24 protein-coding genes are annotated in these 25,337 nt (G+C 70.9%); 16 read left to right on the top strand and 8 right to left on the bottom strand.

Annotated elements, in window-relative coordinates; translation table 11 throughout:
- Positions 1-27: 27 nt before the first annotated feature.
- From ACQEV1_RS37035 to ACQEV1_RS37025, 3 genes are all read right to left on the bottom strand, one after another.
- Positions 28-1,302 (bottom strand): flavin-dependent oxidoreductase, encoded by a 1,275-nt coding sequence (locus tag ACQEV1_RS37035; RefSeq protein WP_433400565.1) that lies wholly within the window; start codon positions 1,300-1,302, stop codon positions 28-30.
- Positions 1,303-1,305: 3 nt separating this feature from the next.
- The gene (locus ACQEV1_RS37030; protein WP_285635934.1) at positions 1,306-2,055 is read right to left on the bottom strand and encodes an ABC transporter ATP-binding protein; all 750 of its coding nucleotides are present in this window, start codon (positions 2,053-2,055) and stop codon (positions 1,306-1,308) included.
- Positions 2,056-2,307: 252 nt separating this feature from the next.
- Positions 2,308-3,396, bottom strand: a complete 1,089-nt coding sequence (locus ACQEV1_RS37025; protein WP_285635937.1) for an ABC transporter substrate-binding protein — start codon at positions 3,394-3,396, stop codon at positions 2,308-2,310.
- Between the two features lie 435 nt (positions 3,397-3,831).
- On the opposite strand from ACQEV1_RS37025, the gene ACQEV1_RS37020 reads away from it, so the two are divergent.
- The gene (locus ACQEV1_RS37020; protein ID WP_285635940.1) at positions 3,832-5,484 is read left to right on the top strand and encodes a thiamine pyrophosphate-binding protein; all 1,653 of its coding nucleotides are present in this window, start codon (positions 3,832-3,834) and stop codon (positions 5,482-5,484) included.
- Between the two features lie 62 nt (positions 5,485-5,546).
- On the opposite strand, the gene ACQEV1_RS37015 is transcribed toward ACQEV1_RS37020, so the two are convergent.
- The gene (locus tag ACQEV1_RS37015; RefSeq protein WP_285576341.1) at positions 5,547-6,419 is read right to left on the bottom strand and encodes an ABC transporter permease; all 873 of its coding nucleotides are present in this window, start codon (positions 6,417-6,419) and stop codon (positions 5,547-5,549) included.
- Positions 6,416-7,156: an ABC transporter permease gene (locus tag ACQEV1_RS37010; protein WP_285635941.1), complete on the bottom strand. Its 741-nt coding sequence runs from the start codon at positions 7,154-7,156 to the stop codon at positions 6,416-6,418. The genes ACQEV1_RS37015 and ACQEV1_RS37010 overlap by 4 nt, the downstream gene beginning before the upstream one ends.
- A gap of 815 nt (positions 7,157-7,971) precedes the next feature.
- On the opposite strand from ACQEV1_RS37010, the gene ACQEV1_RS37005 reads away from it, so the two are divergent.
- The 9 genes from ACQEV1_RS37005 (at position 7,972) to ACQEV1_RS36965 (ending at position 17,076) form a co-directional block, all read left to right on the top strand.
- Positions 7,972-10,818, top strand: a complete 2,847-nt coding sequence (locus ACQEV1_RS37005; RefSeq protein WP_433400559.1) for a sensor histidine kinase — start codon at positions 7,972-7,974, stop codon at positions 10,816-10,818.
- Positions 10,815-11,216, top strand: coding sequence for a roadblock/LC7 domain-containing protein (locus ACQEV1_RS37000; RefSeq protein ID WP_285576345.1), 402 nt, complete (start codon positions 10,815-10,817; stop codon positions 11,214-11,216). Before ACQEV1_RS37005 ends, ACQEV1_RS37000 begins: the two co-directional genes overlap by 4 nt.
- A 2-nt stretch (positions 11,217-11,218) precedes the next feature.
- On the top strand, positions 11,219-11,671 hold the full coding sequence (locus ACQEV1_RS36995) for a DUF742 domain-containing protein (protein ID WP_285576346.1): 453 nt from the start codon (positions 11,219-11,221) through the stop codon (positions 11,669-11,671).
- Between the two features lie 19 nt (positions 11,672-11,690).
- Positions 11,691-12,251 carry a GTP-binding protein gene (locus tag ACQEV1_RS36990; protein ID WP_285576347.1) on the top strand — a complete coding sequence of 187 codons (561 nt, stop codon included), beginning with the start codon at positions 11,691-11,693 and terminating at the stop codon, positions 12,249-12,251.
- A 39-nt stretch (positions 12,252-12,290) separates the two neighbouring features.
- Entirely contained in the window at positions 12,291-13,079 is a 789-nt protein-coding gene (locus ACQEV1_RS36985; RefSeq protein WP_285635944.1) for an SGNH/GDSL hydrolase family protein, read from the top strand.
- A 233-nt stretch (positions 13,080-13,312) separates the two neighbouring features.
- A complete protein-coding gene (locus ACQEV1_RS36980; RefSeq protein ID WP_285576349.1) occupies positions 13,313-14,314 on the top strand; it encodes a LacI family DNA-binding transcriptional regulator in 1,002 nt (333 codons plus the stop codon).
- 14 nt (positions 14,315-14,328) lie between these two features.
- Positions 14,329-15,084 (top strand): ATP-binding cassette domain-containing protein, encoded by a 756-nt coding sequence (locus tag ACQEV1_RS36975; RefSeq protein ID WP_285576350.1) that lies wholly within the window; start codon positions 14,329-14,331, stop codon positions 15,082-15,084.
- Complete coding sequence (locus ACQEV1_RS36970; protein WP_285576351.1) at positions 15,081-16,094, top strand: ABC transporter permease; 1,014 nt, start codon at positions 15,081-15,083, stop codon at positions 16,092-16,094. The genes ACQEV1_RS36975 and ACQEV1_RS36970 overlap by 4 nt, the downstream gene beginning before the upstream one ends.
- A 13-nt stretch (positions 16,095-16,107) precedes the next feature.
- Positions 16,108-17,076: an ABC transporter substrate-binding protein gene (locus ACQEV1_RS36965; RefSeq protein WP_285635950.1), complete on the top strand. Its 969-nt coding sequence runs from the start codon at positions 16,108-16,110 to the stop codon at positions 17,074-17,076.
- Between the two features lie 440 nt (positions 17,077-17,516).
- Here ACQEV1_RS36965 and ACQEV1_RS36960 read toward each other — a convergent pair whose 3' ends face one another.
- Together ACQEV1_RS36960 and ACQEV1_RS36955 are read right to left on the bottom strand one after the other, a co-directional pair.
- On the bottom strand, positions 17,517-18,143 hold the full coding sequence (locus ACQEV1_RS36960) for an ATP-dependent Clp protease proteolytic subunit (RefSeq protein ID WP_285576355.1): 627 nt from the start codon (positions 18,141-18,143) through the stop codon (positions 17,517-17,519).
- On the bottom strand, positions 18,140-18,757 hold the full coding sequence (locus tag ACQEV1_RS36955) for a ClpP family protease (RefSeq protein ID WP_285576357.1): 618 nt from the start codon (positions 18,755-18,757) through the stop codon (positions 18,140-18,142). Before ACQEV1_RS36955 ends, ACQEV1_RS36960 begins: the two co-directional genes overlap by 4 nt.
- A 63-nt stretch (positions 18,758-18,820) precedes the next feature.
- Here ACQEV1_RS36955 and ACQEV1_RS36950 point away from each other — a divergent pair, with 63 nt between their 5' ends.
- Both ACQEV1_RS36950 and ACQEV1_RS36945 read left to right on the top strand, forming a co-directional pair.
- The gene (locus tag ACQEV1_RS36950; RefSeq protein WP_285635952.1) at positions 18,821-19,090 is read left to right on the top strand and encodes a type II toxin-antitoxin system Phd/YefM family antitoxin; all 270 of its coding nucleotides are present in this window, start codon (positions 18,821-18,823) and stop codon (positions 19,088-19,090) included.
- Between the two features lie 71 nt (positions 19,091-19,161).
- Positions 19,162-22,686: an AAA family ATPase gene (locus tag ACQEV1_RS36945; protein ID WP_433400549.1), complete on the top strand. Its 3,525-nt coding sequence runs from the start codon at positions 19,162-19,164 to the stop codon at positions 22,684-22,686.
- On the opposite strand, the gene ACQEV1_RS36940 is transcribed toward ACQEV1_RS36945, so the two are convergent.
- A complete protein-coding gene (locus tag ACQEV1_RS36940) occupies positions 22,683-22,943 on the bottom strand; it encodes a hypothetical protein (RefSeq protein WP_433400546.1) in 261 nt (86 codons plus the stop codon). The two genes, ACQEV1_RS36945 and ACQEV1_RS36940, sit on opposite strands and share 4 nt — an antisense overlap.
- A gap of 63 nt (positions 22,944-23,006) precedes the next feature.
- Here ACQEV1_RS36940 and ACQEV1_RS36935 point away from each other — a divergent pair, with 63 nt between their 5' ends.
- The 4 genes from ACQEV1_RS36935 (at position 23,007) to ACQEV1_RS36920 (ending at position 25,319) form a co-directional block, all read left to right on the top strand.
- Positions 23,007-23,270, top strand: a complete 264-nt coding sequence (locus ACQEV1_RS36935) for a hypothetical protein (protein WP_433400543.1) — start codon at positions 23,007-23,009, stop codon at positions 23,268-23,270.
- Positions 23,267-23,542 (top strand): SH3-like domain-containing protein, encoded by a 276-nt coding sequence (locus tag ACQEV1_RS36930; RefSeq protein ID WP_349498055.1) that lies wholly within the window; start codon positions 23,267-23,269, stop codon positions 23,540-23,542. Before ACQEV1_RS36935 ends, ACQEV1_RS36930 begins: the two co-directional genes overlap by 4 nt.
- The gene (locus ACQEV1_RS36925; protein ID WP_433400539.1) at positions 23,539-24,174 is read left to right on the top strand and encodes a nitrile hydratase subunit alpha; all 636 of its coding nucleotides are present in this window, start codon (positions 23,539-23,541) and stop codon (positions 24,172-24,174) included. The genes ACQEV1_RS36930 and ACQEV1_RS36925 overlap by 4 nt, the downstream gene beginning before the upstream one ends.
- A 92-nt stretch (positions 24,175-24,266) precedes the next feature.
- Positions 24,267-25,319, top strand: a complete 1,053-nt coding sequence (locus tag ACQEV1_RS36920) for an LCP family protein (protein ID WP_285635965.1) — start codon at positions 24,267-24,269, stop codon at positions 25,317-25,319.
- Positions 25,320-25,337: the final 18 nt, after the last annotated feature.

Raw genomic sequence — 25,337 nt, 5'->3', positions numbered from 1 at the left:
CGTCTCCTCGGCCGGCGGCGCCTCGGATCAGCCCGCGCCGACCGGGTTCCACGACGGCCGGGAGTTCAGCGCCTCCACGTCCATGTCCGTCGTACGCCGCCAGCCCTCCCGCAACGCGGTCAGCTCGTCGGCGGTCAGCACGTCCGCGATGTCGGTGAAGCCGTCCGGCGCTCGTTCGGCGACGACGTCCAGGATGCGGTCGGCGGCCATGTCGCGGCACGCCCGCACCACCGCGTTGGCGTCGTCGAGGCGCGCCTTCTCGTACGCCTGTAGCGCCTCGGCGGGGTCGTCGCAACGGGACAGCTCCAGCGCGAGCACGCGCGCGTCGATGACGGCCAGCGACCCGCCGTTCGCGCCGACCGGGTACATCGGGTGCGCGGCGTCCCCCACCAGTGTCACGCGGCCGCGGGTCCACCACGGCAGCGGGTCCCGGTCCACCATCGGGTACTCCAGGATCTGCGGCGACTCCGCGATCAGCCGGGGCACGTCCAGCCAGCCCAGCCGCCAGTCGGCGAAGTACGGCAGGACGTCCTCGGCCCGGCCCTCGCGCGTCCAGTCGGCGGTGTCGGTCTCGACACGGGTCTCGGGCGACACCCGGACCTCCGCCACCCAGTTCACCAGCGCCCGGCCGCGGTCCTCGGCCGGCTTGGAGATCGGATAGCACACGAGCCGGCCGGACCGGTGCGAGCCGGCGACGATCATGCTGCGGCCGGTCAGGTACGGATCGGCCTCGGCGATGCCGCGCCACATGCGGATGCCGTTCCACAGCGGAGGGCCCTCACCGGGGTGCAGCCGGCGGCGCACGGCCGAGGAGAGCCCGTCGGCGCCGATCAGGACGTCCGCGCGCAGCGTCACCGGCGCGCCGCCCGTACGCGCGTGCAGGCACACCTCGACGCCGTCGGCGTCCTCGGCGAACGACTCGAACACCAGCCCGGTCCGTACGGCCGCGGGCCCGAGCCGTTCCACCACCGCGTCGAGCAGGAGCATCTGCAGCTCACCGCGGTGAATGGAGTACTGCGGCCAGCGGTAGCCGGCGTGCACGCCACGGGCGTGGGCGATGATCTCGTTGGCGTGCCGGTCCATGCGGAGCATCTCGCGGGTCGGGATCCCGGTCGCCGCCAGGGCGTCGCCGAGCCCCAGTTCGGTCAGCTCGCGTACGGCGTGCGGCTGGAGGTTGATGCCGACGCCGAGCGGCAGCAGGGCACGCACCGCGTCCACCACGACCACCTCTGCGCCCGCGGCGTGCAGGCTGAGCGCCGACGTCAGACCGCTGATGCCGGCGCCGACGATGAGCGCCTTCAAGGCTTAGGCGGGGACGGCGTTGTCGCGCACGAGACGCCCGACCTCCGAGCGCAGGTGGACGAACTCCGGCAGCTCGCGGGTCTCGATGCGGTCGCGCTCGGCGGGCAGCCCGACGTCGAGGTCGGCCATGACCCGGCCGGGCGAGCGGCCCATGACGAGGACGCGGTCGCTGACGTAGACGCTCTCGTCGATGTCGTGGGTGACGAGGAGGATCATCATGTCGCTCGCCGCGTGCGCGCGCAGGAGCAGGTCCTCCAGGTCCTCGCGCGTCTGCGCGTCCACCGACCCGAACGGCTCGTCCATCAGCAGCAGCGTCGGGCGGTAGGCCAGCGCCCGCGCGATGGCGACGCGCTGCTGCATGCCGCCGGACAGCTGCCAGGGGAACTTCCCGCCCTTGTCCGCCAGGCCGACCTCCTCCAGAGCCTCGTCGGCGGCGGCGCGGCGGGCGGCCTTGTCCAGGCCGCGGCGGCGCAGCGGGAAGGTCACGTTGTCCCGTACCGACAGCCAGGGGAGCAGCGAGCGGGAGTAGTCCTGGAACACCACGGCCAGGTCGTCGGGCACGCCGTCCACGGTCCGGCCGGAGAGCCGGATCTCTCCGGTGGTCGGGGTGATCAGCCCGGCGACGGCACGCAGCAGAGTCGACTTCCCGCAGCCGGACTTGCCCACGATGCTGACGAGCTCGTTCTCGCCGACTTCGAACGAGACATCGTCCAGAGCCGTCTGTTCGCCGTACGTGTGAGTGAGTTTCAGCACTTCAAGCACGATTATGAACCCCGCAGCTCCGAGTAACGGAAGCGCCAATAATAACGTAGCCCCGGCAACTGCGACATAGGAGATGCATCCTGCAATGCAAGTCTCGCGGGATGCAAGTCTCGTGCCACTGCCCCGGGACACGACAGAACACCTTACGAAAGCCGTCAAGTTCCGCCGGTGGCGGAGGCCGGCCGTCCCGCGGAGGGGTGGGGCGGGACGACCGGCGACGTCATGCGCGAACGCCCGAAGGACTTACTGCAGGACGCCTGAGACGTCGTAGTGCTGCTTGATGACGCCGAGCTCGGTCATGAGGTCGGCGACCCGCTGCAACCGTGTCTTGCTCAGGGACGCCGGGTAGACGCCGAGCGTGATGGTCTGCGCCACCTGCGGCGACAGGCCCTTGACATAGGTCGGCAGGATCTGTCCGACCTGGTTCCGGTCGGTCGCCGCCTGCTGTGCCTTGGCCATCGCCCGCTGGAAGGCCGCGACGGTCTTCGGGTTCTGCTTCGCGAACTTCTGCGACGTGAGGTAACCGCCGACCGGAAGGTCGGCCGTCGGGCCGGCCATCGTGTCCACGATGACGCGGGCGCCGAACTTCTGCTGTGACTGGCTCAGGAAGGGCTCGGTCATGAAGGCGGCGTCGATCGAGTGGTTCTGCAGCGCCGCCGGCATGTTCGGGTACTGGATCTCGACGAGGTGGACCTGGTCGGGGGCCACTCCCGCGTTTTTCAGCGCCGCATTGGTCAGCAGGGACGGAAAGCCCTTCGTGTTGATGAGGCCGATCTTCTTGCCGACGAGCTGCTTGGCGTTGTGAATGGGGGAGTTCGGCAAGGTGATCAGGGGATACAGGTTGCTGCGCCCCTGGTAACCGTCGGTCACCACCCGAAGCTTCACGCCCTGGGTCGCGGCCTGGACGATCGGGATGTAGGCGCTGTAGGAGAAGTCGACCCCGCCCGACATGACCCGGGAAATCGTCTCCGAGCCATTGGTCAGAATCGTGGGCGTCACATTGAGGCCCTCGGCCTTGAAGTAGCCCTTGGAGCGCGCCAGGTAAACGGTCGCCGCGTCCGGGATCGGCAGCACGCCCACCTTGATGTTGGTCTTCTCCAGCCCACTCGAGCTCTTGTTCGAGTCCGAGCCGCCGCAGGCGGTGAAAGCCGAAACGGCGAGCATGGCAAGGGCTGTCGCTTGAGTCCAGCGACGTATTTTCATGGAACTCCTCGAGAGGGATTCGCGCCGGACCCTTAGTCGGCGTGCGCAGGGGAGGGGGCACGCGTCGAACACCGGCTTCAGGTCACTGGTTAACGGCCGGGCCAGAGTATAGGGCTGCCACATCGGCATGTCTGGGTACCATCTGCAAATTTGGTAACAGATGCGGACGTTCAGGACGTTCGCTACGGAGAGTGCACAAAGCCTGCGCTGAGTGTGGTCTTGATCACGTTTTTGTCACGCCTGGAAGGCCTTCAGTCATGGATGCAGTCACGGGACAAGTCGCCCTTATTCGTGATGAATCGGGTGCTATAGCATCCGAGGCGCACTGAAGGGCCGTTGGCGAACACAGCAGTTCCGCGGCCCGGCCCGCGCGCGGGGTGGACGCTCGGCCACGGCGTGCGCCGGACCGGTACGGCCGTCGGCACCAGAGGAAAAGAGGGTCATGTTCCCAGTCCCACCGATTTCCGTCCCGACGCCGGCCCGCCCGGCGACGCTTCGTCACCGACTCCAGGCGAACCACGGCCGTGCGGACCACCGGTCCGTACCGGCCGCCGGGAGGACGGCGTGACCGGGGCGGGCCGCAGCGGCGGGCGCGCCGTGCTCGAGACGCTGCGCGCCTGGGGCGTGCGCCGCGTCTTCACCTGCCCGGGAAGCACCGAGGCGGCCTTCCTCGACGCGACGCTGGATCACCCGGACTTCGAGGTCGTCCTCACCCCGCACGAGTCCATCGCCGTCTCGGCGGCCGACGGATACGCGCGGGTCACCGGCGAGCCCGCCGTCGCGTACCTGCACACGCACGTCGGCCTGGCCAACAGCCTCGGCCACCTGAACGCCGCGCGGCTCGCGCACTCGCCCGTGGTCGTGCTCACCGGCCTCAAACCCGCGCTCCTCCAGTCGCACCGCAGCTTCACGTGCGTCCCGGACACCGGCCGCCTGGTCGAGCCCTATGTGCGCGCGCAGTGGCAGTCACTGCGGACCGAGGACATCCCGGCGGATCTCAACCGCGCCTTCCGGCTCGCGCTCACCGAGCCGGCCGGGCCGACATGGGTGGGTCTGTCGCAGGACCTGATGAACGACACCTGCACCGCGCCGGTGCCCGACCCGCAGCGGTACCGTCCCCGCGCGCGTACGGCCCCGGACCCGGAGCTGATCCGCGAGGCGGCCGCGCTGCTGGCCTCCGCCGCCAGCCCGCTGCTCGTGGCCGGGGCGGAGGTCGCCCGGCACGGGGCCGTCGGCGACCTGATCGCGCTCGCCGAGCGGCTCGGCGTGCCGGTGGTCAACGAGGACCGGCGGACCTACGAGCGGCCGGGCTTCCCCACGTCCCACCCGAACTTCGCCGGCCTGTACGACGCCCGCCGCGCGACCGTGCGCGACAGCGACCTGATCGTCTTCGCCGGGTGCCGCTGCTTCACCGAGTTCGAGACGCCGGTACGGCCCGACGTGCCCGAGGGCGCCCGCGTCGTCCACATCCATTCCGACGCCGCCGAGATCGGTCACATCTACGGTGTGGACACCGGCATCGTCGCCGACGAGGGACTGGCGCTGGCCGCGCTGCTCGAGGCGCTCCCGCGCGACGGCCTGGCCGCGCGGGCCGGCCGGGTGGACGAGGCGCGCGGGGAGTACCTCGCCGACACCGGGCCGCTGCCGCCGGAGCCGGAGGGCGTCGAGAACGTCGCCGCGGTGGCCGACGCGCTCGCCGAGCAGGTCGGGGAGAACACGACCGTCGTCGGTGACGCGACGACCACGGGCGCGATCCTCCTGCGGCGGCTTCCGCAGGACCCGCCGCACCAGTACTACACGACGTCCTCGGGGTCGCTCGGCTGGGCGATGGGCGCCGCGCTCGGCGTCAAGCTCGGCCTGCCGGAGCGCGAGGTGGTGGCCGTGCTGGGCGACGGAGCGTTCCAGTTCGGGCCGCAGGGCCTCTGGGTGGCCGCCCGCTACCAGATCCCGGTGACGTTCGTCGTGATCAACAACGAGTCGTACGCGGCCGTGGCGGCCGCGCTGCGGCGGTACGGCGGGACCGCCGTCGAGCGCGGCGAGTTCCCCGGCAAGGACCTGTCCGGCGTCGACGTGGCCGCGATCGCCCGCGGGTACGGGGTGTTCGGCCAGCGGATCCACCAGGCCGCCGAGCTCGGAGAGGCGATGGCCAAGGCGCGCACGCACCCGGGGCCGTCGCTGATCGAGATCATGACCGATCCCGACTACCTCGGTCCCTGATCGCCGGAAAGAGAAGAGCGGCCCGCCGGTCACCGGCGGGCCGCTCTCGTCGTCCGGGACCCCTACGGCTCCACGCGGCGGGCGCCGCGGTGCCAGGCGAGCAGCCGCCGCTCCACCCAGAGCAGCAGCGCGTTGAGCGTGTACCCGAGGATGCCGAGCAGCACGATGGCCGACCACATGTCCGGCAGCTGGAAGGAGTCCTTGGCGGTGTAGAGGGTGTAGCCGATGCCGTTCGTGCCGCCGACCATCTCCGAGATCACCATCAGGATGATCGACATCGACAGGCTGACCCGCAGGCCCGCGAAGATCTTCGGCGCTGCGGAGGGCATGATGATCAGCCGGAACCGCTCGAACCGCTTCAGCGCGAACACGCGCGCCAGGTCCAGCTGCAGCGGCTCGACCGAGCGCGCCCCGTCGATCGAGTTCAGCAGGATCGGCCAGAGCACCCCGAAGACGATCACCGCGAGCCGCATCGTCAGGCCGAGCTTGAACAGGACGATGAACACCGGGATCAGCGCGGGCGACGGGATGGCGCGGAAGAACTGGATCAGCGGGTCGACGTAGTCGAGCAGCCGCCGCGACCGCCCGAGCAGCACGCCCAGCCCGACCCCGATCACCACCGCGATGCCCCAGCCGGCGAGCATCCGCCCGATGCTGGGCAGGATGTTGCCGGTGGCCGCCGGCGTGAGGAAGAGGTGGCTCGCGGGACCGGTCAGCCACAGCTCGTACATCCGCTTGGCGATCACCGTCGGGGCGGGGAAGAACATCTTGTCGTCCTCGGGCACCGCGACGTACGTCGCGAGCTGCCAGAGCGCGACCGCGACGGCGAAGACGATCCACCGCAGGAGCAGCCCCGTCGGCCCGGACCGGCCGAACGGCCTGGTCCTGCGCGGCGCGGCCGCGACGGCCGCCGGCGTGGTGGTGGAGGCTGTCATGCGGCCCTCCCGAGACGCTCGAAGTGCCAGCGGAACATGCGCCGTTCCAGGGTGCGCATGGCGAGGTCGATGAGGAACCCGAGCAGGCCCGCGATCCCCGCCGCCGCGAAGACGACGTCGGCCCGGCCGGCGTCGGCGCTCGCGGTGAGGATGAAGATGCCGATGCCGTGCTCCCCGCCGCCCGCGATCAGCTCGGTGCTGATGGTCACGATGAGGGCGATCGAGGACGCCACGCGGATGCCGGTCGCCACGAACGGCGCGACGCTCGGCAACGCGACACGGGTGAGGATCACGAGCCGGCCCATGCCGAACGACCGCGCCATCTCGCGGGGGACCGGGTCGACGTCGCCGACGGCGTAGATCGTGTTGATGAGGATCGGCCAGAGCGCCGCGTACGCCGCCAGCGTCTGCTCGATCTGCGCCTGCTCGGCGATCATCAGAATGACGAGCGGGATCAGCGCCACCGCCGGGATCGGCCGCAGGAACTCGATGAGCATCCGGACGGCGGAGTTCACGAAGGGCAGGCTGCCGAGCAGCAGGCCGGCGGGCACCGCGATCACGGCCGCGATGAGCAGTCCGACGGCCCAGGCGGTGAGTGTCCAGCCGATGTCCTGGAGGAAACCGCCGTCCGTGATGAGACGGGCGGCCCGTGCCAGAACGGTGGATGACGGCGGCAGGTAGGAACGGTCGACGAGGCCGATCCGGCCGATCACCTCGCCGATCAGGAGGAAGATCACGACGCCGACGACGCCGCGGACGATCCGTCCTGCTCGTGGCTGCTTTTTCGCATTTCGCGAGGCCGCGGCGGGGATGCGACTACCTGCAATCGAATCCGTCGCCGGGACCGGTGTCCTGACACTGCGGTCAGCCAATGCTCACTCCCTGGACGGCCGTGGATACCGGCCTGACGTGCGCGGAATGTGGCAACGCGCCGCGGAACGGCGCCGTCCCGCCGGCGTTCCGTTCGGAGCCGCCTCGGGCCTGACGGTGGGGAGACCCCGCAGGGAACCTATCGTAATGACGTGGTACGGGCCTTACAGCGCTGATTGCGCTGGATACGGGGGGTTACTTTCCGTAGTGCCTGGGTACGGTAACTGGGTTACGGTCCGCCCTCTGCCCGTGAACGACGAATAGAACCCCATTTTGGTGACCGGTGAGTCGTCGGCGAGAAACTCTCTGTGACCATTGCTCTCGTTTCGATCTCTTCGGCAGGGAGTGTTCGTCGACTACTTGCCGTAGAGCACGGGCGGAGGCAATGATGTTGGCCGCAAATCAGTCGGTGCCCACCTTCAGGGCAGGATGATGCAGAAAGCAGAGAAATTTAGATAGGTGGGACATAGGATCGCCTCGGATATATGCAGACGGTTCGTTTTGGGTAGCGACACCACTCTGTGTAGGCGAAACCGTGCTCGGCCGGCGGACCTGCCTCCCGTCGATCGCTCGCATCGTCCGGCAGGCCCGACACGGTTCGATCCGGTGAGACGCAGCGGAAGGTAGTGTGGACAGCGACGGAGATCGGACGCGGCAGAGCGCCGCGGACACGTCCCAGCCCATGGACGAAACGGCGAGCCGCCCCAAGCGGCGATTGGCCGGACGTTTCGCCCTACGCAACTGGAAGGTGTCCGCCCGGCTCGTCGCGCTCATCGTCATCCCGACCATCGTGGCGGGCGTGCTCGCGGGCCTGCGTGTCAACAGCGCCCTGGCGAACGCGTCGACGTTCGGCCGTATCGAGCGGCTGGCCGCACTGGGTGACAAGCTGAGCGTGCTGACGCACGCGCTCGAGGCCGAGCGCGACACGACGGCCCTGTACGTGGCATCGTCCGGGAAGAGCGCGAGCAAGAGCGACCTGCAACACGTTGAGGGGCAGGTGGACTCGGCCGTCCAGGGGGTGCGCGCCCAGGCCGGTGGCATCGATGACTCCTACCCGAGTCAGACCCGGACCCAGGTGCGCGACATCCTCAACCGGCTGAGTCAGTTGAGCGGCCTACGGGCGGAGGCGACGCAGACCAAGCTTCCCGCGGACGCGACGATCGACAAGTACAGCGAGTTCGTCACGGACCTGCTGAACTTCAACGAGCAGATCGCCCAGGACGGCTCGAACTCCGACCTCGCCAGGGAGTCCCGCGCGCTCGACTCCCTGGCCGCGGCCAAGGAGGACTCCGCCAGGGAGCGGGGCTTCCTCTCGGTCGCGCTGGCGGCCGGCGGGTTCCAGCCGGGCGCCTACCAGGAGTTCCAGGCGGCGCGCAGCCAGCGGGACACCGACATCGCGGCCTTCCAGGCGGACGCGACGCCGGCGGAGGCCCAGTTCTACTCCGACACGGTCGCCGGACCCGAGGTCGACCAGGCGGAGCTGATCCGCCAGCAGGCGGTGACGCAGGCGGGCAAGTCGGCCGACCTGTCACTCGCCGGCATGGGCGTCAACTCCGACCCGCGCAAGTGGTTCAACGACATGACCGTGCGCTCGGACAAGATGCGCGCGGTCGAGGACCAGCTGGTGCACAACCTGCTGGACAAGAGCCACAGCCTGAAGAGCCAGGCGCAGCGGTCGGCACTGCTCATCGGCGGCCTGCTGCTCGTCGTACTGCTGCTCGTGGTCTTCGCGGTCGTCATCGTCGCCCAGTCGCTGGTCCGGCCGTTGCGCCGGCTGCGGGGAGGCGCGCTGGACGTGGCCGGCACCCGGTTGCCCGACTTCGTCCGCCGGCTGCGTGAGCCGGACGTCGAACAGGTCGGCTTCGACGTCGAGCCGATCGACGTCGACTCCACCGATGAGATCGGTGAGGTCGCGCGGGCCTTCGACGAGGTCCACCGCGAGGCCGTACGCCTGGCGTCCAACGAGGCCATGCTGCGGGGCAACGTCAACGCGATGTTCGTCAACCTCTCCCGCCGCAGCCAGTCGCTGATCGAACGTCAGCTGCGGCTCATCGAGGACCTCGAACAGAGCGAGCAGGACTCCGGCCGGTTGGACAGCCTCTTCAAGCTCGACCACCTGGCGACCCGCATGCGCCGCAACTGTGAGAACCTCCTGGTCCTCGGCGGCCAGGAGCAGGCACGGCGGTGGAACAAGCCGGTCGCGCTCGTGGACATCGTGCGCGCGTCCCTGTCCGAGGTCGAGCAGTACGAGCGGATCACGCTGCGGATCCAGGACGAGGTCTCGGTGAACGGCCGGGTCGTCAACGACCTGGTCCACCTCGTGGCGGAGCTGGTGGAGAACGCCACCTCCTTCTCGCCCGAGCACACCAAGGTGGCGGTGTCCGGACACCTGCTCAGCGGAGGCGGGGCCATGCTCCAGATCTCCGACAGCGGGGTCGGCATGTCGCCGGAGGAGCTCGAGGAGGCCAACTGGCGGCTGGCCAACCCGCCGACGATCGACGTGTCGGTCTCCCGGCGCATGGGCCTGTTCGTCGTCGGCCGCCTCGCGCAGCGGCACGGCATCCGGGTCGAGCTGCGCGCCGCGCTGTCCGGCGGCCTGACCGCCTTCGTCATCCTCGCCCCGAACACGATCATGCAGGACCCGCAGAAGGTGCGCCCGCAGCGGCTCGACACGTTCGGCGGTCCGTCGCTGGACCGCGGCCCGGTCTCGCAGCCCCTACAGCCGGTCCAGCCGGTCCAGCCCGTGCAGCCCCTTCAGCCGCCGGCCGTCCGCGGTGAGATCGGCCGGCCGGGGGACACCGGGCGGCCCGGCGAGAACGGGCGGCCGGGGGAGAGCGGGCGGCCGCCCGTACCGGACACGCCGCGCGAGCCGTTGCGGTCCCACGGCACGCCGCTGCCCAAGCGCAAGGCGGCGCCGACGTCACCGCCCGGCCGCGGCTCCGGTCCGACCGCCCCGTCGCGTTCGTCGCGTCCGCAGGGAGTGCCGCCCTCCAGGTCCGGCCCGCCTCCGGGGCCGCCGCAGGAGCCGCCGCCGCCCCGGCCGGTGCCCCAGGCGCAGCCCCAATCGGCGGGCCCGGCGTTCGGCGAACGCCGCTCGGTGACCGAGAACAACGGACGCTCCCCTATCTTCGAGGCAATGCAGTCGGAATGGTTCGAACGGCGTAAGACGGGATCGACGAGCCGTGCTGAGACCGCTCCGCCGAGAGAGTGGTCCTCGCCCGGCGATGACGGGTGGCGAGCCGCGGAGGCGATCCGCGCGCCGGCCACCGGCGGGCAGACCAGCGCCGGCCTGCCGAAACGGGTACCCGGAAGCAACCGGATCCCCGGATCGGTCGGCTCGGCGAGGCCGGCCCCGCCGGGGCCGGCCGCGCCGGGGCCGGCCGCGCAGCCGGCGCAGCCCGCACCCAGAATGGAATCCCGCCCGCCGCAGGCGGAAACCGTACGGAACCGTTTCGCGAGCTTCCAGCAGGGCGTACGGAAGGGTCGCGCCGCGATCCAGCCCGAAGATGATGAACGGGAGAACCAGTGAACAGCCGCCAGGACCTCAGTTGGCTGGTGACGAACTTCGTCGAACGCGTCCCGCGCGTCGCGCACGCCGTGGTGGTCTCCTCCGACGGTCTGCCGATGGCGTACTCGGAAGGCTTCCCGGCCGACCGTGTCGATCAGCTCGCCGCGATCGCGTCGGGACTGACCAGTCTCACCCAGGGCGCGGCCCGTATCTTTGAGGGCGGTGCGGTCACGCAGACGCTCGTCGAGATGGAACGCGGGCTGCTGTTCGTGATGGCGATCAGCGACGGTTCCGTGCTGGGCGTCCTCGCCGCACCCGACTGCGATATGGGATTGGTGGCATACGAGATGGCACTGCTCGTCGAGCGTGTGGGCCGCGTGCTGACGCCCGCGCTCCGCGCCGAACCCGGGATCGGTTAAGGGTGGACGGCGGCAGGTACGGGAATTACGGGTTCGGCCCCCAGCACGGGTCGAACCCCGGTCCGCACCGAGACCCGCCGCCGGGGCCGCCCTCGTCGCCGCCCTCGGAAGCGGGAGACTCCAGTTCGCTGGTCCGGCCGTACGCGGTCACGGGCGGGCGCACCAAGCCACGGTACGACCTGCCGATCGAGGCGCTGATCTCGGTCGCTCCGTATCCGCGGCACGACATCACGACTCTCACCCCCGAGTACAAAGCCATCATCGATCTGTGCCGCAACTGGCGTTCGGTGGCGGAAGTGTCGGCCCTGCTCAGACTGCCGCTCGGCGTGGCCCGTGTGCTGATCGCGGACATGGCGCACGAAGGCCTGCTACGCCTGCATCAGTCTCCCTTCACTGAGGGGCAGCCTGACCTCCAGCTGCTGGAAAGGGTTCTCAGTGGACTTCGCAAGCTCTAATCCGGGCGCCTCCCCCGGAATGACCTCGGTCAAGATCATTGTCGGGGGAGGCTTCGGTGTGGGGAAGACGACCTTCGTCGGTTCGGTGTCAGAGATCATGCCGCTGACCACCGAGGCCGTCATGACCGCGGCCAGCACCGAGGTCGACGACCTGTCCTCCACTCCGGACAAGACGACCACGACCGTCGCGATGGACTTCGGCCGGGTCAGCCTCGACCGGGAGCTGATCCTCTACCTGTTCGGCACGCCCGGACAGCACCGGTTCTGGTTCATGTGGGACGACCTGGTGAAGGGCGCGATCGGCGCGGTGGTCCTGGTGGACACGCGCCGGCTCGCCGACTCCTTCGCCGCGGTCGACTACTTCGAGGAGTCGGGGGTGCCCTTCGTCGTGGGCATCAACGGTTTCGACGGCGTCTACACCCACACGATCGAGGACATCCGCGACGCGCTCACGATCGGCGCGCACGTGCCGATCGTCACCTGTGACGCGCGCAACCGCGAGTCCACCAAGGCGACGCTCATCACGCTGGTCGAGCACGCCCTGTCGATGCGCGGCCGGGGAGTGCCGATCAACAACTGAGGGGCTGTGATCGCCGGGAGGCGGCGTCATGCATCATTGATGGACGTGACCGACTCCGAATCGACGTACTCCTCATACGTGGCCCTCGGTGACAGTTTCACCGAGGGCCTCGACGACCCGGATCCCGCCGGCGGCTACCGCGGCTGGGCCGACCGGCTCGCCGAGCACCTCGCCGCCTCCGCCTCAAGCTCCACCAGTGGCCTGCGCTACGCCAACCTCGCCATACGCGGGCGGCTGCTGGGCCAGGTCGTGGCCGAGCAGGTACCGCGCGCCGTCGAGCTGCGGCCGGACCTGATCACGCTCGCCGCGGCCGGCAACGACCTGCTGCGCCCGCGTGCGGATCCGGACCGGCTCGCCGTCGTCTTCGAGGACGCGGTCCGGCGGCTGCGGGCGACCGGCGCCGAGGTGCTGCTCTTCACCGGCTTCGACACGCGTGACGTGCCGGTGCTGCGCCGGATCCGCGGTAAGGCGGCGATGTACAACCTGCACGTCCGCTCCATCGCGGACCGGCACGACTGCCGGGTGGTGGACCTGTGGTCGATGCGGACGCTGCTGGACCCGCGGGCCTGGGCGCCGGACCGGCTTCACCTGTCGCCGGAGGGGCACCGGCGCGTGGCGCTGGCCGCCTGCGAGGCGCTCGGCATCGAGGCCGCCGGCGACTGGCGCGAGCCCTGGCCGGCGGCGCCGCCCGTCGACTGGCTGACCTCGCGGCGCGGTGACATCGAGTGGGCGCGGACCTACTTCGTGCCATGGATCCAGCGGCGCCTGCAGGGACGCTCGTCCGGCGACGGCCTCACGGCCAAGCGCCCGGACCTGCACCCGTTCTGAACCGGCTCTGAGACCGGCTCTGAGACCGGCTCGGAGGCGGGGCCGGAGTCACGCGGCCGGTTCGTGCCGTGGTCGGGCCGCGGGCTTGACGCCGGGCGTACGGAGATGAGATGACAACGTTGTCGTCCTGAGAGATCGCCCGGGACCCTCGCCGGCCGCGGGTGCGGGGTTCGGGCAGTCTCTCACGGTCGGCGGTCTCGACGCCCCGTCCAGCCGAAGTCCTGAGGGAGCCCATGCGGCCGACCATGCGTGACGTCGCCCGGCGTGCCGGCGTGAGCCTCAAGACGGTCTCGCGCGTGGTCAACGGCGAGGACGGCGTGCGGCCGGACACGACCGCGAAGGTCAACGCCGCCATCTCCGCGCTGGGCTTCCGCCGCAACGACATCGCCCGCGCGCTGCGCGGCGGAAAGCGCACCCGCAGCCTCGGGCTCGTCATCAAGGACGTCGCCAACCCCTTCTACTCCCAGATCGCGCGCGGGGTCGAGGAGGTCGCGCGGGCCCACGACCTCCTGGTCATCTCCGGCTGCTCGGACGAGGACCCCGCGCGGGAGCGCCACCTCATCCGGTCGCTGTGCGAGCGCCGGGTGGACGGCCTGCTCGTCGTGCCCTCCGGCACCGACCACCGCTACCTGATCCCCGAGATCAGCATGGGCACCCCCGCGGTCTTCATCGACCGCCCGCCCGAGGAGGCCCTTGAGGCCGACGTCGTCCTCATCGACAGCGTCGGCGGGGCCCGTACGGCCGTCGACCACCTCGTCCGGCACGGCCACCGCCGCATCGCCTGCCTGTCCGACCTGCCCGGCATCTTCACCGCGAGCGAGCGCCTGCGGGGCTACCGCGAGGCGCTGGGCGAGCACGGCGTGCCCGTGGACGAGGCCCTCGTACGTCCGGGCCGGCACGACGTGGCCGGCGCCGAGTCGGCCATGGCGGAGCTGCTCGCCCTCGACGACCCGCCGACGGCCGTCTTCACCGGCAACAACCGGCTGACGGTCGGCGCGCTGCGGGCCGTCCAGGCCGCCGGCGCGGGCACGGCGCTGGTCGGCTTCGACGACCTGGAGCTCGCCGACATGCTCGCCACGCCGGTGACCGTCGTGGCACACCAGCCCGTGGAGATGGGCCGCCGCGCGGCGGAGCTGCTGTGCCGCCGCATGGCGGGCGAGGAACTGCCCCCGCAACGCGTGGTGCTGCCGACCCACCTCATCGTCCGCGGCTCCGGGGAGCTGCCGCCGCCCTAGCCAGGAAGGTGCACATGACGGAACCGCTGCTCGAAGCACGAGGCGTCACGAGGCGTTTCGGTCATGTCCAGGCCCTGCGAGGGGCCGCCTTCACCGCGTACGCGGGTGAGGTCGTCGCGCTCATCGGCGACAACGGCGCCGGCAAGAGCACTCTGGTCAAGACGCTCGCCGGCGCGCTGCGGCCCGACGGCGGCGAGATCCTCCTCGACGGCCGCCCGGTGCACCTTACCGATCCGGTCGACGCGCAGCGGCTCGGCATCGAGACCGTCTACCAGGACCTCGCGCTCGCCCACGACCTCGACGCCGCCGCGAACCTCTTCCTCGGCCGCGAGCCGACCCGGTTCTCGTTCCTCCACGTGCTCGACCGGGGCGTCATGCGGCGGCGGGCGGCGGAGGCCTTCGACGAGCTCGGCATCCGGCTGCCCGACATGTCCGCGCCCGTACGGCAGCTGTCCGGTGGGCAGCGTCAGTGCGTCGCCGTGGCGCGCGCGGTGGCGTGGGCGTCGCGGGTGGTGTTCATGGACGAGCCGACCGCCGCGCTGGGCGTGGTCCAGCGAAAACAGGTGCTCGACCTCATCCGGCGCGTCCGCGACCGTGGCGTGACGGTGGTCCTGATCAGCCACAACATGCCCGAGGTGCTCGCCGTCGCCGACCGGGTGGAGGTGCTGCGGCTGGGCCGCAGGGTCGCCCGGTTCACCGCCGCGGACACGTCGGTGGAGCAGCTCGTCTCGGCGATGACCGGAGGACTGGACCAGGAGGGTGCCGCATGACGACGACCGCCGTCTCTGAGGAGACCACGGAGACGGGACGGATCCCGGCCCTCTTGCGCTCGAACACGGTGTGGACGCTCGCCGTGCTGGTCGCACTGTTCGCGCTGTTCGCCGTGCTCAAGCCGGCCGAGTTCGCCACGACCTTCAACATCCGCAACGTCGCGACCGACTCGGCCATCCTGCTCGTCCTCGCGGTCGGCATGACGTTCGTCATCGTCACCGCCGGCATCGACCTGTCGGTCGGCTCCGTGCTGGTCTTCTCCGGCGTCGTCGCGGCCAAGACGATGGTCGCCCTGGGCGGCACGACCGCGGGCTGGGGCGGCATCGCGCTCGGCGCGCTCGCCGGGATGGGCTGCGGGCTCGGCTGGGGCCTGGTGAACGGCCTGCTCGTCACCAAGGCGAGGATCCCACCCCTCATCGCCACCCTGGGCAGCCTCGGTGTGGCCCTCGGCCTCGCCCAGGTCATCACGGGTGGCAGCGACGTCAACCGGATCCCCGCCAAGCTGGCGAACGCCATCGGGTACGGCCTGGTCGCCGGGGTGCCCTGGCTCGTCATCATCGCCGTGCTCATCGCGGTCGTCTTCGGGCTGCTGCTGGCGCTCACCCGGTTCGGCCGCCACACGTACGCGATCGGGTCCAACGCCGAGGCGGCACGCCGGGTCGGCATCAAGGTCGACCGGCACCTCATCAAGGTGTACGCGCTGTCCGGCCTCCTGTCGGGGGTGGCCGGCGTGCTGTCGCTGGCGCACTACACGACCACCACGATCGCCAGCCACACGTCCGACAACCTGAGCGCGATCGCCGCCGTCGTCATCGGCGGCGCGAGCCTGTTCGGCGGCGTCGGCACCGTCGCGGGCACGGTGATCGGCGTGCTGATCCCCGGCGTCCTGCGCAACGGTCTGATCATCCTCGGGGCACAGCGGTTCTGGCTCGATGTCGCGGTCGGGGCCGTACTGGTCGTCGCGGTCTTCTTCGACCAGCTACGGCGGCGAGCGCGAGAACGTCGATAAAGGAGGCACATCGGTGAACAGGTACGTCGTCGTGGCCGCCGCGCTGTCACTGGCCCTGACCGGCGGGTGCGGGAGCGGCGGCTCCTCGTCCTCGTCCGGAGGCGGGAGCAAGAAGCTCACCCTCATCCAGGGGATCGCGAACGAGCCGTTCTACATCTCCATGTACTGCGGGGCCAAGGCCGAGGCGGCCCGGCTGGGCGCGCACCTCAGCGTCCAGGCGCCGGCCCAGTGGGACGTGGCGCAGCAGACCCAGGTGGTGACCTCGGTCGCCGCCTCACGGCCGGACGCGGTGCTGATCGCCCCGGTCGACAAGGACGCCATGGCCGGCCCGGTCCGCCAGCTCACCGGCAACGGCAGCAAGGTGGTCTTCGTGGACACCGAGCTGGCCGACCAGTCGGTCGGCCTGTCCCGCGTCTCCTCCGACAACCGGCTCGGCGGACGGCTCGCGGCGCAGACGCTGGCGAAGCAGATCGGCGACCGGGGCAAGGTCATGGTGCTCGCGCCCACCCGGGGCATCGCCACCACCGACGATCGGGTGGCCGGTTTCAAGGAGGAGATCGCCAAACACCCGGGCATCACCCTGGCCTCGGAGCAGTACCCGGGCGACGACGCGGGCAAGGCCACCGAGCTGGTCAACGGCGAACTGTCGAAGAACCCGGACCTGGCGGGCATCTTCGCCTCCAACCTGGTCACCGGCGAGGGCTCGGCGGCGTCGCTGAAGCAGGCGGACAAGGTCGGCAAGGTGAAGCTCATCGAGTTCGACGCGAGCCCGAAACAGGTCGAGGACCTGCGGGCCGGCACGATCCAGGGCCTCATCGGCCAGGAGCCGCTGGAGATCGGACGCCAGGGCGTCGACCAGGCGGTGAACGCCCTGGAGGGCAAGACGGTGACCAAGCACATCCAGACCCGGCTCGTGGCGGTCACCAAGGACAACGTCGACAGCCCCGACATCGCCAAGTACCTGTACAAGCAGACCTGCTGACGCCCGTCCGGCCGGGCCCCGCCCCCGGGGCCCCGGCCGCCGGCGTCAGCCGGGCGATCGCTCAGACCTGCCGGCGGCCGTCGCACATCGGCTCGCGGCCGGGCAGCGCGCCTGGCACCAGGCCTGGATACGGCGCGGCGAGCGGACGCGGGGCGAAGGCGGTGCGTCCGGCGAACAGGTCGCCTCACTCCCGGGGCAGAGAAGCCGTCCGCGCAGATCCAGCCCCGGAGGAGACCAGGGCCTTGAGTCTGTCCAGGTCGCCGGAGCCGTGGAGAACGCCCGTGCGCGCCCGGACCTCGCCCGTGAGGGTCGGCGGCGTGCCGTGCCGGCGGCTCGAGCCGCCACCACCGGCCGACCTCGGCGGCGTTCCGTGTGGTGACGGCCGCGCCGGGGGCGGCCCGACCCCATGAGGCCGCCCCCGGTCGTCTTCCGAGACGAGATCAGCCGGTCTTGCGGCTGGTGATGATCTCGTCGATGAGGCCGTACTCGCGTGCCTCCTGTGCGGTGAGGAAGCGGTCGCGCTCGATGTCGGCGCGTACCTGCTCCACCGGGCGGCCGGAGTGGTCGGCCAGGATCTCCTCCAGCTCCTCGCGCTGCCGGAGGATCTCCTTCGCCTGGATCTCCAGGTCGCTGGCCTGGCCGTACCCGCCCTCGGTGCTGGGCTGGTGGATGAGGATGCGCGCGTGTGGCAGTGCGGCGCGCTTGCCCGGTGTGCCGGCCGCCAGGAGGACCGCCGCCGCCGAGGCCGCCTGCCCGACGCAGGTCGTCTCGATGTCCGGTTTGACGTACCGCATCGTGTCGTAGATCGCCGTCATCGCGGTGAGCGAACCGCCGGGGGAGTTGATGTACAGGCTGATCGTACGGTCGGTGTCCATCCCCTCCAGCGCGATGAGCTGGGCGATCACGTCGTTGGCGAGAGTGTCGTCGATCGGCGCTCCGACGAAGACGATCCGCTCCTCGAACAGCTTGTTGTACGGGTTGCTCTCCTTCATCCCGTACGACGTGCGCTCGACGTAGGACGGCAGGATGTACCGGGCCTCGATGCCGAACGGCTCGTGGATCCTCACGGCGCGACGCCTCCCGCCTCCAGTGCGCTGGTCACGACGTGGTCGATCAGGCCGTACTCGCGAGCCTCCGTGGGGGTGAAGTAGCGGTCGCGGTCGGCGTCGTGCTCGATCTGCTCGAACGGGCGCCCCGTGTGCTCGGAGATCAGCTCCAGGAAGCGCTTCTTCAGGTGCAGTGACTGCTCGGCCTGGATGCGGATGTCGGACGCGGTGCCGCGGATGCCGCCCAGGGGCTGGTGCATCATGATCCGCGTGTTCCGCAGCGAGTAGCGCTTGCCCGGCGTCCCCGCGGTGAGCAGGAACTGTCCCGCCGAGGCCGCCATGCCGAGCCCGACCGTCGACACGTCGTTCGGCAGGTACTTCATCACGTCGTACATGGCGAACATCGCGTCCATCGATCCGCCCGGCGAGTTGATGAAGAGCTTGATGTCGCGCTGCCCGTCCTGCGCCGCGAGGAGCAGGAGCTGTGAGCAGACCCGGTTGGCGAGATCGTCGTCGATCTCGGACCCGATGAAGACGATGCGCTGCGCGAGCAGCCGCTGGAACACCTGGTCGGTGACGGCGGCATCCGGCAGCTCGGTCACTCGTGCGCGCGGCTCGTACGTCGGAAAGTCCACGGACTGCACCTCCTAGAGTTCTGTACAGAATAGCAAAACTGTACAGAATGCTAGAATCATTGCATGACACGAGAGGTGCCCGTGACCCAGGCCCGCGCCGAGCTGGCGGAACTCGTCAGCCGCGTCGGCTACAGCGGAGAGCGGATCCTGCTGACCCGCCATGGCAAGGCCCTCGCCGCGCTCGTCCCCGTCGACGACCTGGAGGCGCTCGAACGCCCACCGGCCGAGATCGGGTTCACCTTCACCCCGCAGCCGGAATCCGAGCCGCGCGAGCGCCCGTCCGGCCCGATGCGCATCGCCGCCGAACACCGCGACCGGAAGCATCCGCGCTGAGCGCGTTACCGTCACCTGGGCCGATTCACACGCGGCTGCGGCCTATGCGGTAACGGTCGTAAGGTCTACCCGTGAGCGCCCCACGCCTACCCGAACACCTCGGCCTGCTCCTTACCGACGAGCCCGTGCTCGACGTCTACTCCCACGGTCCGTGGAGAGTGCCCGACGGGCTGTACGACGAGGTGCGCGAGCGTGCGGTGAAGTTCGACCGCGACGACCGGGCCAAGGAGCTGACCAGCGGGCTCAGCGACTTCTACGGCGCCGGCACCTCGGCGGCGGGCGCGGAGCTGTGGTCGCTGCTCACCTTCCTGCTCGGCGCGTCCGCGATCCGCGCGGGCTCGCGCGGCGACATCGACTACGAGCTGTTCGCCGGCTTCCTCGCCAAGCCCGAGGCCCCGGTGCGCGACCCGTACGCCTGGTTCAGCCAGGGCGGCCGGCTGCGGCCGCCCGGCCTGTGGCTCGTGGAGAACGTCGGCGACGACTCCGACCGGCGCGCGACGATGTACACGCTCGCCCGGGAGGCCCTCGACGTGCTCGCGGGCATCGAGCCGATCGAGCAGCGCCGGCAGGCGCTGATCGCGCTGTACGACCGGCGCGCCGCCGACCCGGAGGCGCGTGCGGCCGACCTGAGCGTCCCGCAGGGCGAGCTCGAACGCCTCTGGGCGACCGACCTGCCCGAAGACGTTCTGGCCGCGCTGCCCGAGCTCGCCGGCCCCGTGGGGTACCTCGGCTGGGCCTGTTCGGGCTGGGTCGCCGTGCACGAGCGCCTGCTGTCGGCGGTGCCCGGCCACGACCCGCTCGACGTCGCGCTCGCCCGGCTGCTGCTCCAGGCCGAGGTCGCGGCGGTGCCGGCGGAGATGGCCTTCGCGATCGGCGTCGAGCGCTACGAGAACGTCCAGGAGCAGTTCCAGCGGCTCCGGGAGGGCTTCCGCGTCGACCCCTGGCAGGCCGACGTACGGTCCTGGCTGGCGCGCGGGCTCGTCGCCGGTGAGGCGGACGTCTGCCGCGCCTGGCTCGACATGGCCCTGCGCATCACCGGCTGCGTCCAGGGGCTGCCCGAGACCGCCGTCAGCCCCAAGTGCCGCGTGCCCGTACGCGGCTTCCAGATGGACCTGCGCCGGCTCTTCCAGGCGCCGACGGTCGTCAACCCCCTCGCCGCGGCGTTCGCCGGCCCCGCGCCGGCCGAAGAGTCGCGAGCCGCCGCGGTGGCCGACGAGGTCGCGGACGACATCGTCGGCCAGCCCGACCTGGTCACCGCCGTCACCGAGGTGCTGCGCGCCGACGCCGGTCGCCCGGTGCGGGTACTCATCAGCGGCCCGGAGGCCACCGGCAAGGGCACCGCCGTACGCGCGCTGGAGAGCGCCCTGATGGCGCGCGGCGACGTGCGCGAGACGGTGTGGGTGTCGGATCAGGTCTTCGCCAACCTCCACGTCAGCGACACGATCCTGTACTTCCTCGCCCGCGTGCGCGAGTGCCTTGAGGGCCGCCTCCTGGTCATCGACGGGCTCGACCGCATCCTCGCGTTCGACAACTGCGGCATCGCGTTCGCCGAGGAGCTGCGCCGGGCGCTCGAACGCCACCAGAAGCTGCACGTCGTCGTCCTGTGCCGGGTGGGCGGCGACCGCCGGGTCTTCGACGCCAACCCGGCGCTGCACCAGCACTTCCGCGTCGCGCGCACGCAGGAGTTCGGTGAGGACGCCTACGCCGAGCTGTTCCGCCGTGCCGTCGCCCGCCGCGACCTGACCGTCGCGCGGGAGGCCGCGGCCACCGCCGGCGTGCTGCTCACCCGCACCCCGCCGCTGCTGAACCTCCGCGGCGCGCGCCTCGTGGAGTACCTCGCCGAGCAGTGCGTCACGGCGGCGGTGGCACGCGGCGAGACCGAGGTCGCGCCGGCCGACCTGCCGCAGCGGGTCATCGCCGGCGGCGCCGAGCATTCCGACCCGATGGCCGAGCTGGATTCCTGCGTTGGCCTGGAGTCGGTCAAGAGCGAGGTCCGCCTGCTCGTCGCCGAGGCGGAGGCGGCGCGAATGCGCCGCGAGGCCGGCATGCCGGTCGCCGCCCGGCCCAAGCACATCGTCTTCAGCGGCGGCGCCGGCACCGGCAAGTCGAAGGTCGCGCGCATCCTCGGCCGGATCTACGCCGACCTGGGCGTGCTCTCGTCCGGGCATCTCGTCGAGGTGGACCGGTCCGACCTCGTGGGGGAGTACGTCAGCGAGAGCGGGCCGCGGGTCCGCCGCGCGGTCGAACGGGCGCAGGGCGGCATCCTGGCCATCAACGACGCGCACAACCTGATGCCCGGCGAGTCGCCCCGCAACCGGGAGGCCGTCGACGTGCTCCTCGCCTGCGTCCAGGCGCAGACGGAGGACCTCGTCGTCGTGCTGTGCGGACCCGAGGGGCCGATCAACGGCCTGCTGAAGAGCGACGCGGAGCTGTCCGCCTACTTCCCCAAGCGGCTGCGCTTCCCCGGCCTGACCGAGGACGAGCTGATCGAGATCTTCAAGGCCAAGACCGCCGACGCCGGCTTCGCGCTGCGTGAGGGCGTGCTGGAGAAGGTGCGCGAACTGGTCCACGGCAGCACCCGCGACAGCAACGTCGGCAACGCCCGCGCAATGATCAACCTGCTGGACCGCGCCATCGCGATGCAGTCGCGGCGCGTCCTCGACGACGGGGTGCTCACCGACGACGAGTCCCTGGACGAGATCTTCGCCGACGACATCCCGGGCACGCTCATCGCGAGCGGCCACATCGACCTGCCCGGCGACCCGCTCGCCGAGATCGAGAAGCTCATCGGCCTGGACACCGTCAAGCACGAGGTGCACCTGCTCGTCGCCGAGGCACGCGCCGAGCAGCTGCGCCGCGACGCGGGCATCCCGATCGCCCCGCCCACCCGCCACATGGTCTTCACCGGCAACCCCGGCACGGCCAAGACGACCATGGCCCGCCTCCTCGCGGCGGTCTACGCCAAGCTGGGCCTGCTGTCGTCCGGTCACCTGGTCGAGGTCTCCCGCGCCGACCTGGTGGGGGAGTACATCGGGCAGACCGCGCCCAAGGTGCGCGCCGCGGTCGAGCGCGCGCTCGGCGGTGTGCTGTTCATCGACGAGGCGTACGCCCTGACCCCCGCCGACTCCGGCCGCGACTACGGGCACGAGGCCATCGCCGAGTTGCTCAAGCTCATGGAGGAGCACCGCGCGGACATCGTCGTCATCGTGGCCGGTTATGAGGGCCCGATGCTGCGGTTCCTGGACTTCAACCCCGGTCTCGCCTCGCGGTTCCCGCTGGTGCTGCGCTTCCCCGACTACACCGACGACGAGCTGGTGGCGATCTTCGAGGTGATGGCCGCGGACGCGGGCTTCAGCCTGGGCGACGGCGTGCTCGACGCCGTACGCCGCCACCTGCGCACCGCCGCCCGCGGCGAGTCGTTCGGCAACGCCCGGCTCATGCGCAACCACCTGGACCGCGCCATCGCCCTGCAGGCACGCCGCATCACCCGCGAGGAGGACCCGGCGCGCTCCGACATCGGCACCCTGCGGGTCGAGGACCTGCCGGAGACCGAGGGCCCCGCGAGCACCGGCGAGAACCTCGGCCAGTACCTCTAGCCGCGCAGGTACTCGATGTAGAGCGGCCGCAGTTCGTCGGCGACCTCGCCGCCGCCCGAGTGCACCAGCTCGTTGAGGATCGACGACAGGTGCGACACGTCGGCCTCGGCCTGGTCGGGGTGCCCGGCCGCCGCCTGGGCCGCCGGGATCGCCTTGGTCAGCCGCCACAGGAAGCCCACGTCGAGGTGGTGGACGGCACGGTCGAGCGCGCGGTCGTGCAGCTCCTTGGACGTCAGTTTCTCCAGCTCTTCCGCCATGCCCTCCAGCCAACCAGACGTACGGGCTTCCCGCGCCGCGCGGGGACGGTTAGCGTCGGGAGGGTGAGCAGAGTGCACGACATGGGCGGCCAGAGCGGGTTCGGGCCGGTCCCGGTGGGAGACGAGGACGTCGAGCCGTTCCACGCCGACTGGGAGGCCCGGGTCTTCGCGCTGAGCCGCGCGCTGCGCCACAACGGGGTGTTCAACGGCGACGAGATGCGCGACGCGATCGAGCGGATCCCGCCGCACGAGTACCTGGCCGCCTCCTACTACGAGCGCTGGCTGCTCGCGATCGAGACGATCCTCGAAGAGAAGGGCCTGGCATGAGCGCGTACGCGCCGGGCACGCGCGTGCGGGCGCGGCCGGGCGACCCCGCGCACCACACGCGGGTGCCGGTCTACGTCCGCGGCCACGTGGGGGAGATCGTCGAGTGCGAGGGCGAGTGGCCGCTGCCCGACGACCGGGCACGCGGCGTCACCCCGCCGCGCGTCGAGGCGGTGTACGCGGTGCGGTTCCCGGCCCGCGACCTGTGGGGCGCCGGCGCGCACTCGGTGACGGTGGACCTGTGGGAGTCCTACCTGGAGGAGGTGACCCCATGAGCGGGCGCGGCGAGCGATCCGGCGAACACGATGACCTGGTCACATCTCCGACGAAGGAGGGCTTCGACGACCATGAGGACATGCCCGTCGCGGCGCGCGTGCGCCGGCTGGAGGAGCGGGTGGTCGCCGCGGGGCTGACCACCGACGACGAGCTGGACGCGATCCTGGACGGACTGCTCCGGAACGCCTCGCCGGTCAACGGGGCCCGGATGGTCGCCCGGGCGTGGACCGACCCCGGCTACCGCGAGACCCTGCTGTCCGACGCGAACGCCGCGGCCACCGAACTCGGCTTCGGCACCTCCGGCTACCGCCTGCGCGCCGTCGAGAACACCCCGGCGGTGCACAACGTGGTCGTGTGCACGCTGTGCTCCTGCTATCCGGTGTCGCTCCTCGGCCCCTCGCCGGGCTGGTATCGCAGCTTCGCCTACCGTTCCCGCGTCGTACGCGAGCCGCGCGCCGTCCTGGAGGAGTTCGGGCTGACGCTGCCGGACGACGTCGAGATCGCCGTGTGGGACGCCAGCGCCGAGACGCGCTATCTCGTGGTGCCCCGGCGTCCCGAGGGCGACCTGCCGGAGGAGGAGCTGGCGGCCCGCGTCACCCGCCGGGGCCTCATCGGTACCGCGGCGGTCTGAGCCCTCGCCGTACGGGGGAATGACGCCTCCCGGCCGGGAATCACTCGCCAAGCTGACGCGTCGGCTTGACCTGACCCTCTACGGTGTCTGCCATGAGCGATTGGGTGGATCACGGGCAAAGCGGCGCGGCGCCGTACGCCGCCGACCGGCGGGCGTACGACGGCGGAGGCGCCTACTCGGGCGGCCGGAAGCGCCGGCGCTGGGGGCGGACCATCCTGATCGTCCTCCTCGTCCTGCTCCTGCTGCTGATCGGCGCGTACTTCTACCTCGACTCGCGGCTGAACCGCATCGACGTCTTCACCGACTACCCGGGGCGGCCCGGTGACACCCCGGGCACCAACTGGCTGATCGTCGGCTCCGACAGCCGGTCGGGCCTGTCGAGCGAGGAGCGCAAGAAGCTCCACACCGGCAGGGCCGAGGGCAAGCGCACCGACTCGATGATGCTGCTGCACATCGGTGACCACGGCACGACCCTGGTCAGCCTGCCGCGCGACTCCTACGTCCCGATCCCGGGGCACGACCCCAACAAGCTCAACGCCGCGTACGCGTTCGGCGGGCCCAAGCTGCTGGTCCGTACGGTCGAGGGGGCCACGAAGATCCACATCGACCACTACGCTGAGATCGGCTTCGGCGGGTTCGTCGGGATGGTCGACGCGGTCGGCGGGGTGAACATGTGCATCCCCCAGCGGATCAAGGACACCGCCGCGGGCATCGACCTGAAGCCGGGCTGCCAGACGCTCAACGGCCCGGAGGCCCTGGGCTTCGTCCGCACCCGTCACGCGTTCGCCAGCCAGGACCTGCAGCGGGTGCAGAACCAGCGCAAGTTCCTGGCCGCGCTGACCCACAAGGCGACGAGCCCCGGCACGCTGCTCAACCCGTTCCGCATCGTGCCGTTCGTGCTCCGCTCCACCAGCGACTTCTCCGTGGACCAGGACGACCACCTGTACAACGTGGCGGGGTTCGCCTGGGCGATGCGCGGCCTGACCAAGGGCGACGGCCTCACCACGACGGTCCCGATCGGCGGGAACGGCTACTCGGCGAGCGCCGGCGCGTACATCACCTGGGACACGACCAGGTCCGGTGAGCTGTTCCGCGCCCTCCGCGAGGACCAGCCGGTGCCGAAGAGCCTGCGGTCCAGCAACTGACCTGTCCGTCCCGGCACA

It is taken from the genome of Actinoallomurus sp. CA-142502 (assembly GCF_050936355.1).
Lineage (GTDB): Bacteria > Actinomycetota > Actinomycetes > Streptosporangiales > Streptosporangiaceae > Actinoallomurus > Actinoallomurus iriomotensis.
This window is presented reverse-complemented; position numbering and strand designations above follow the sequence as displayed.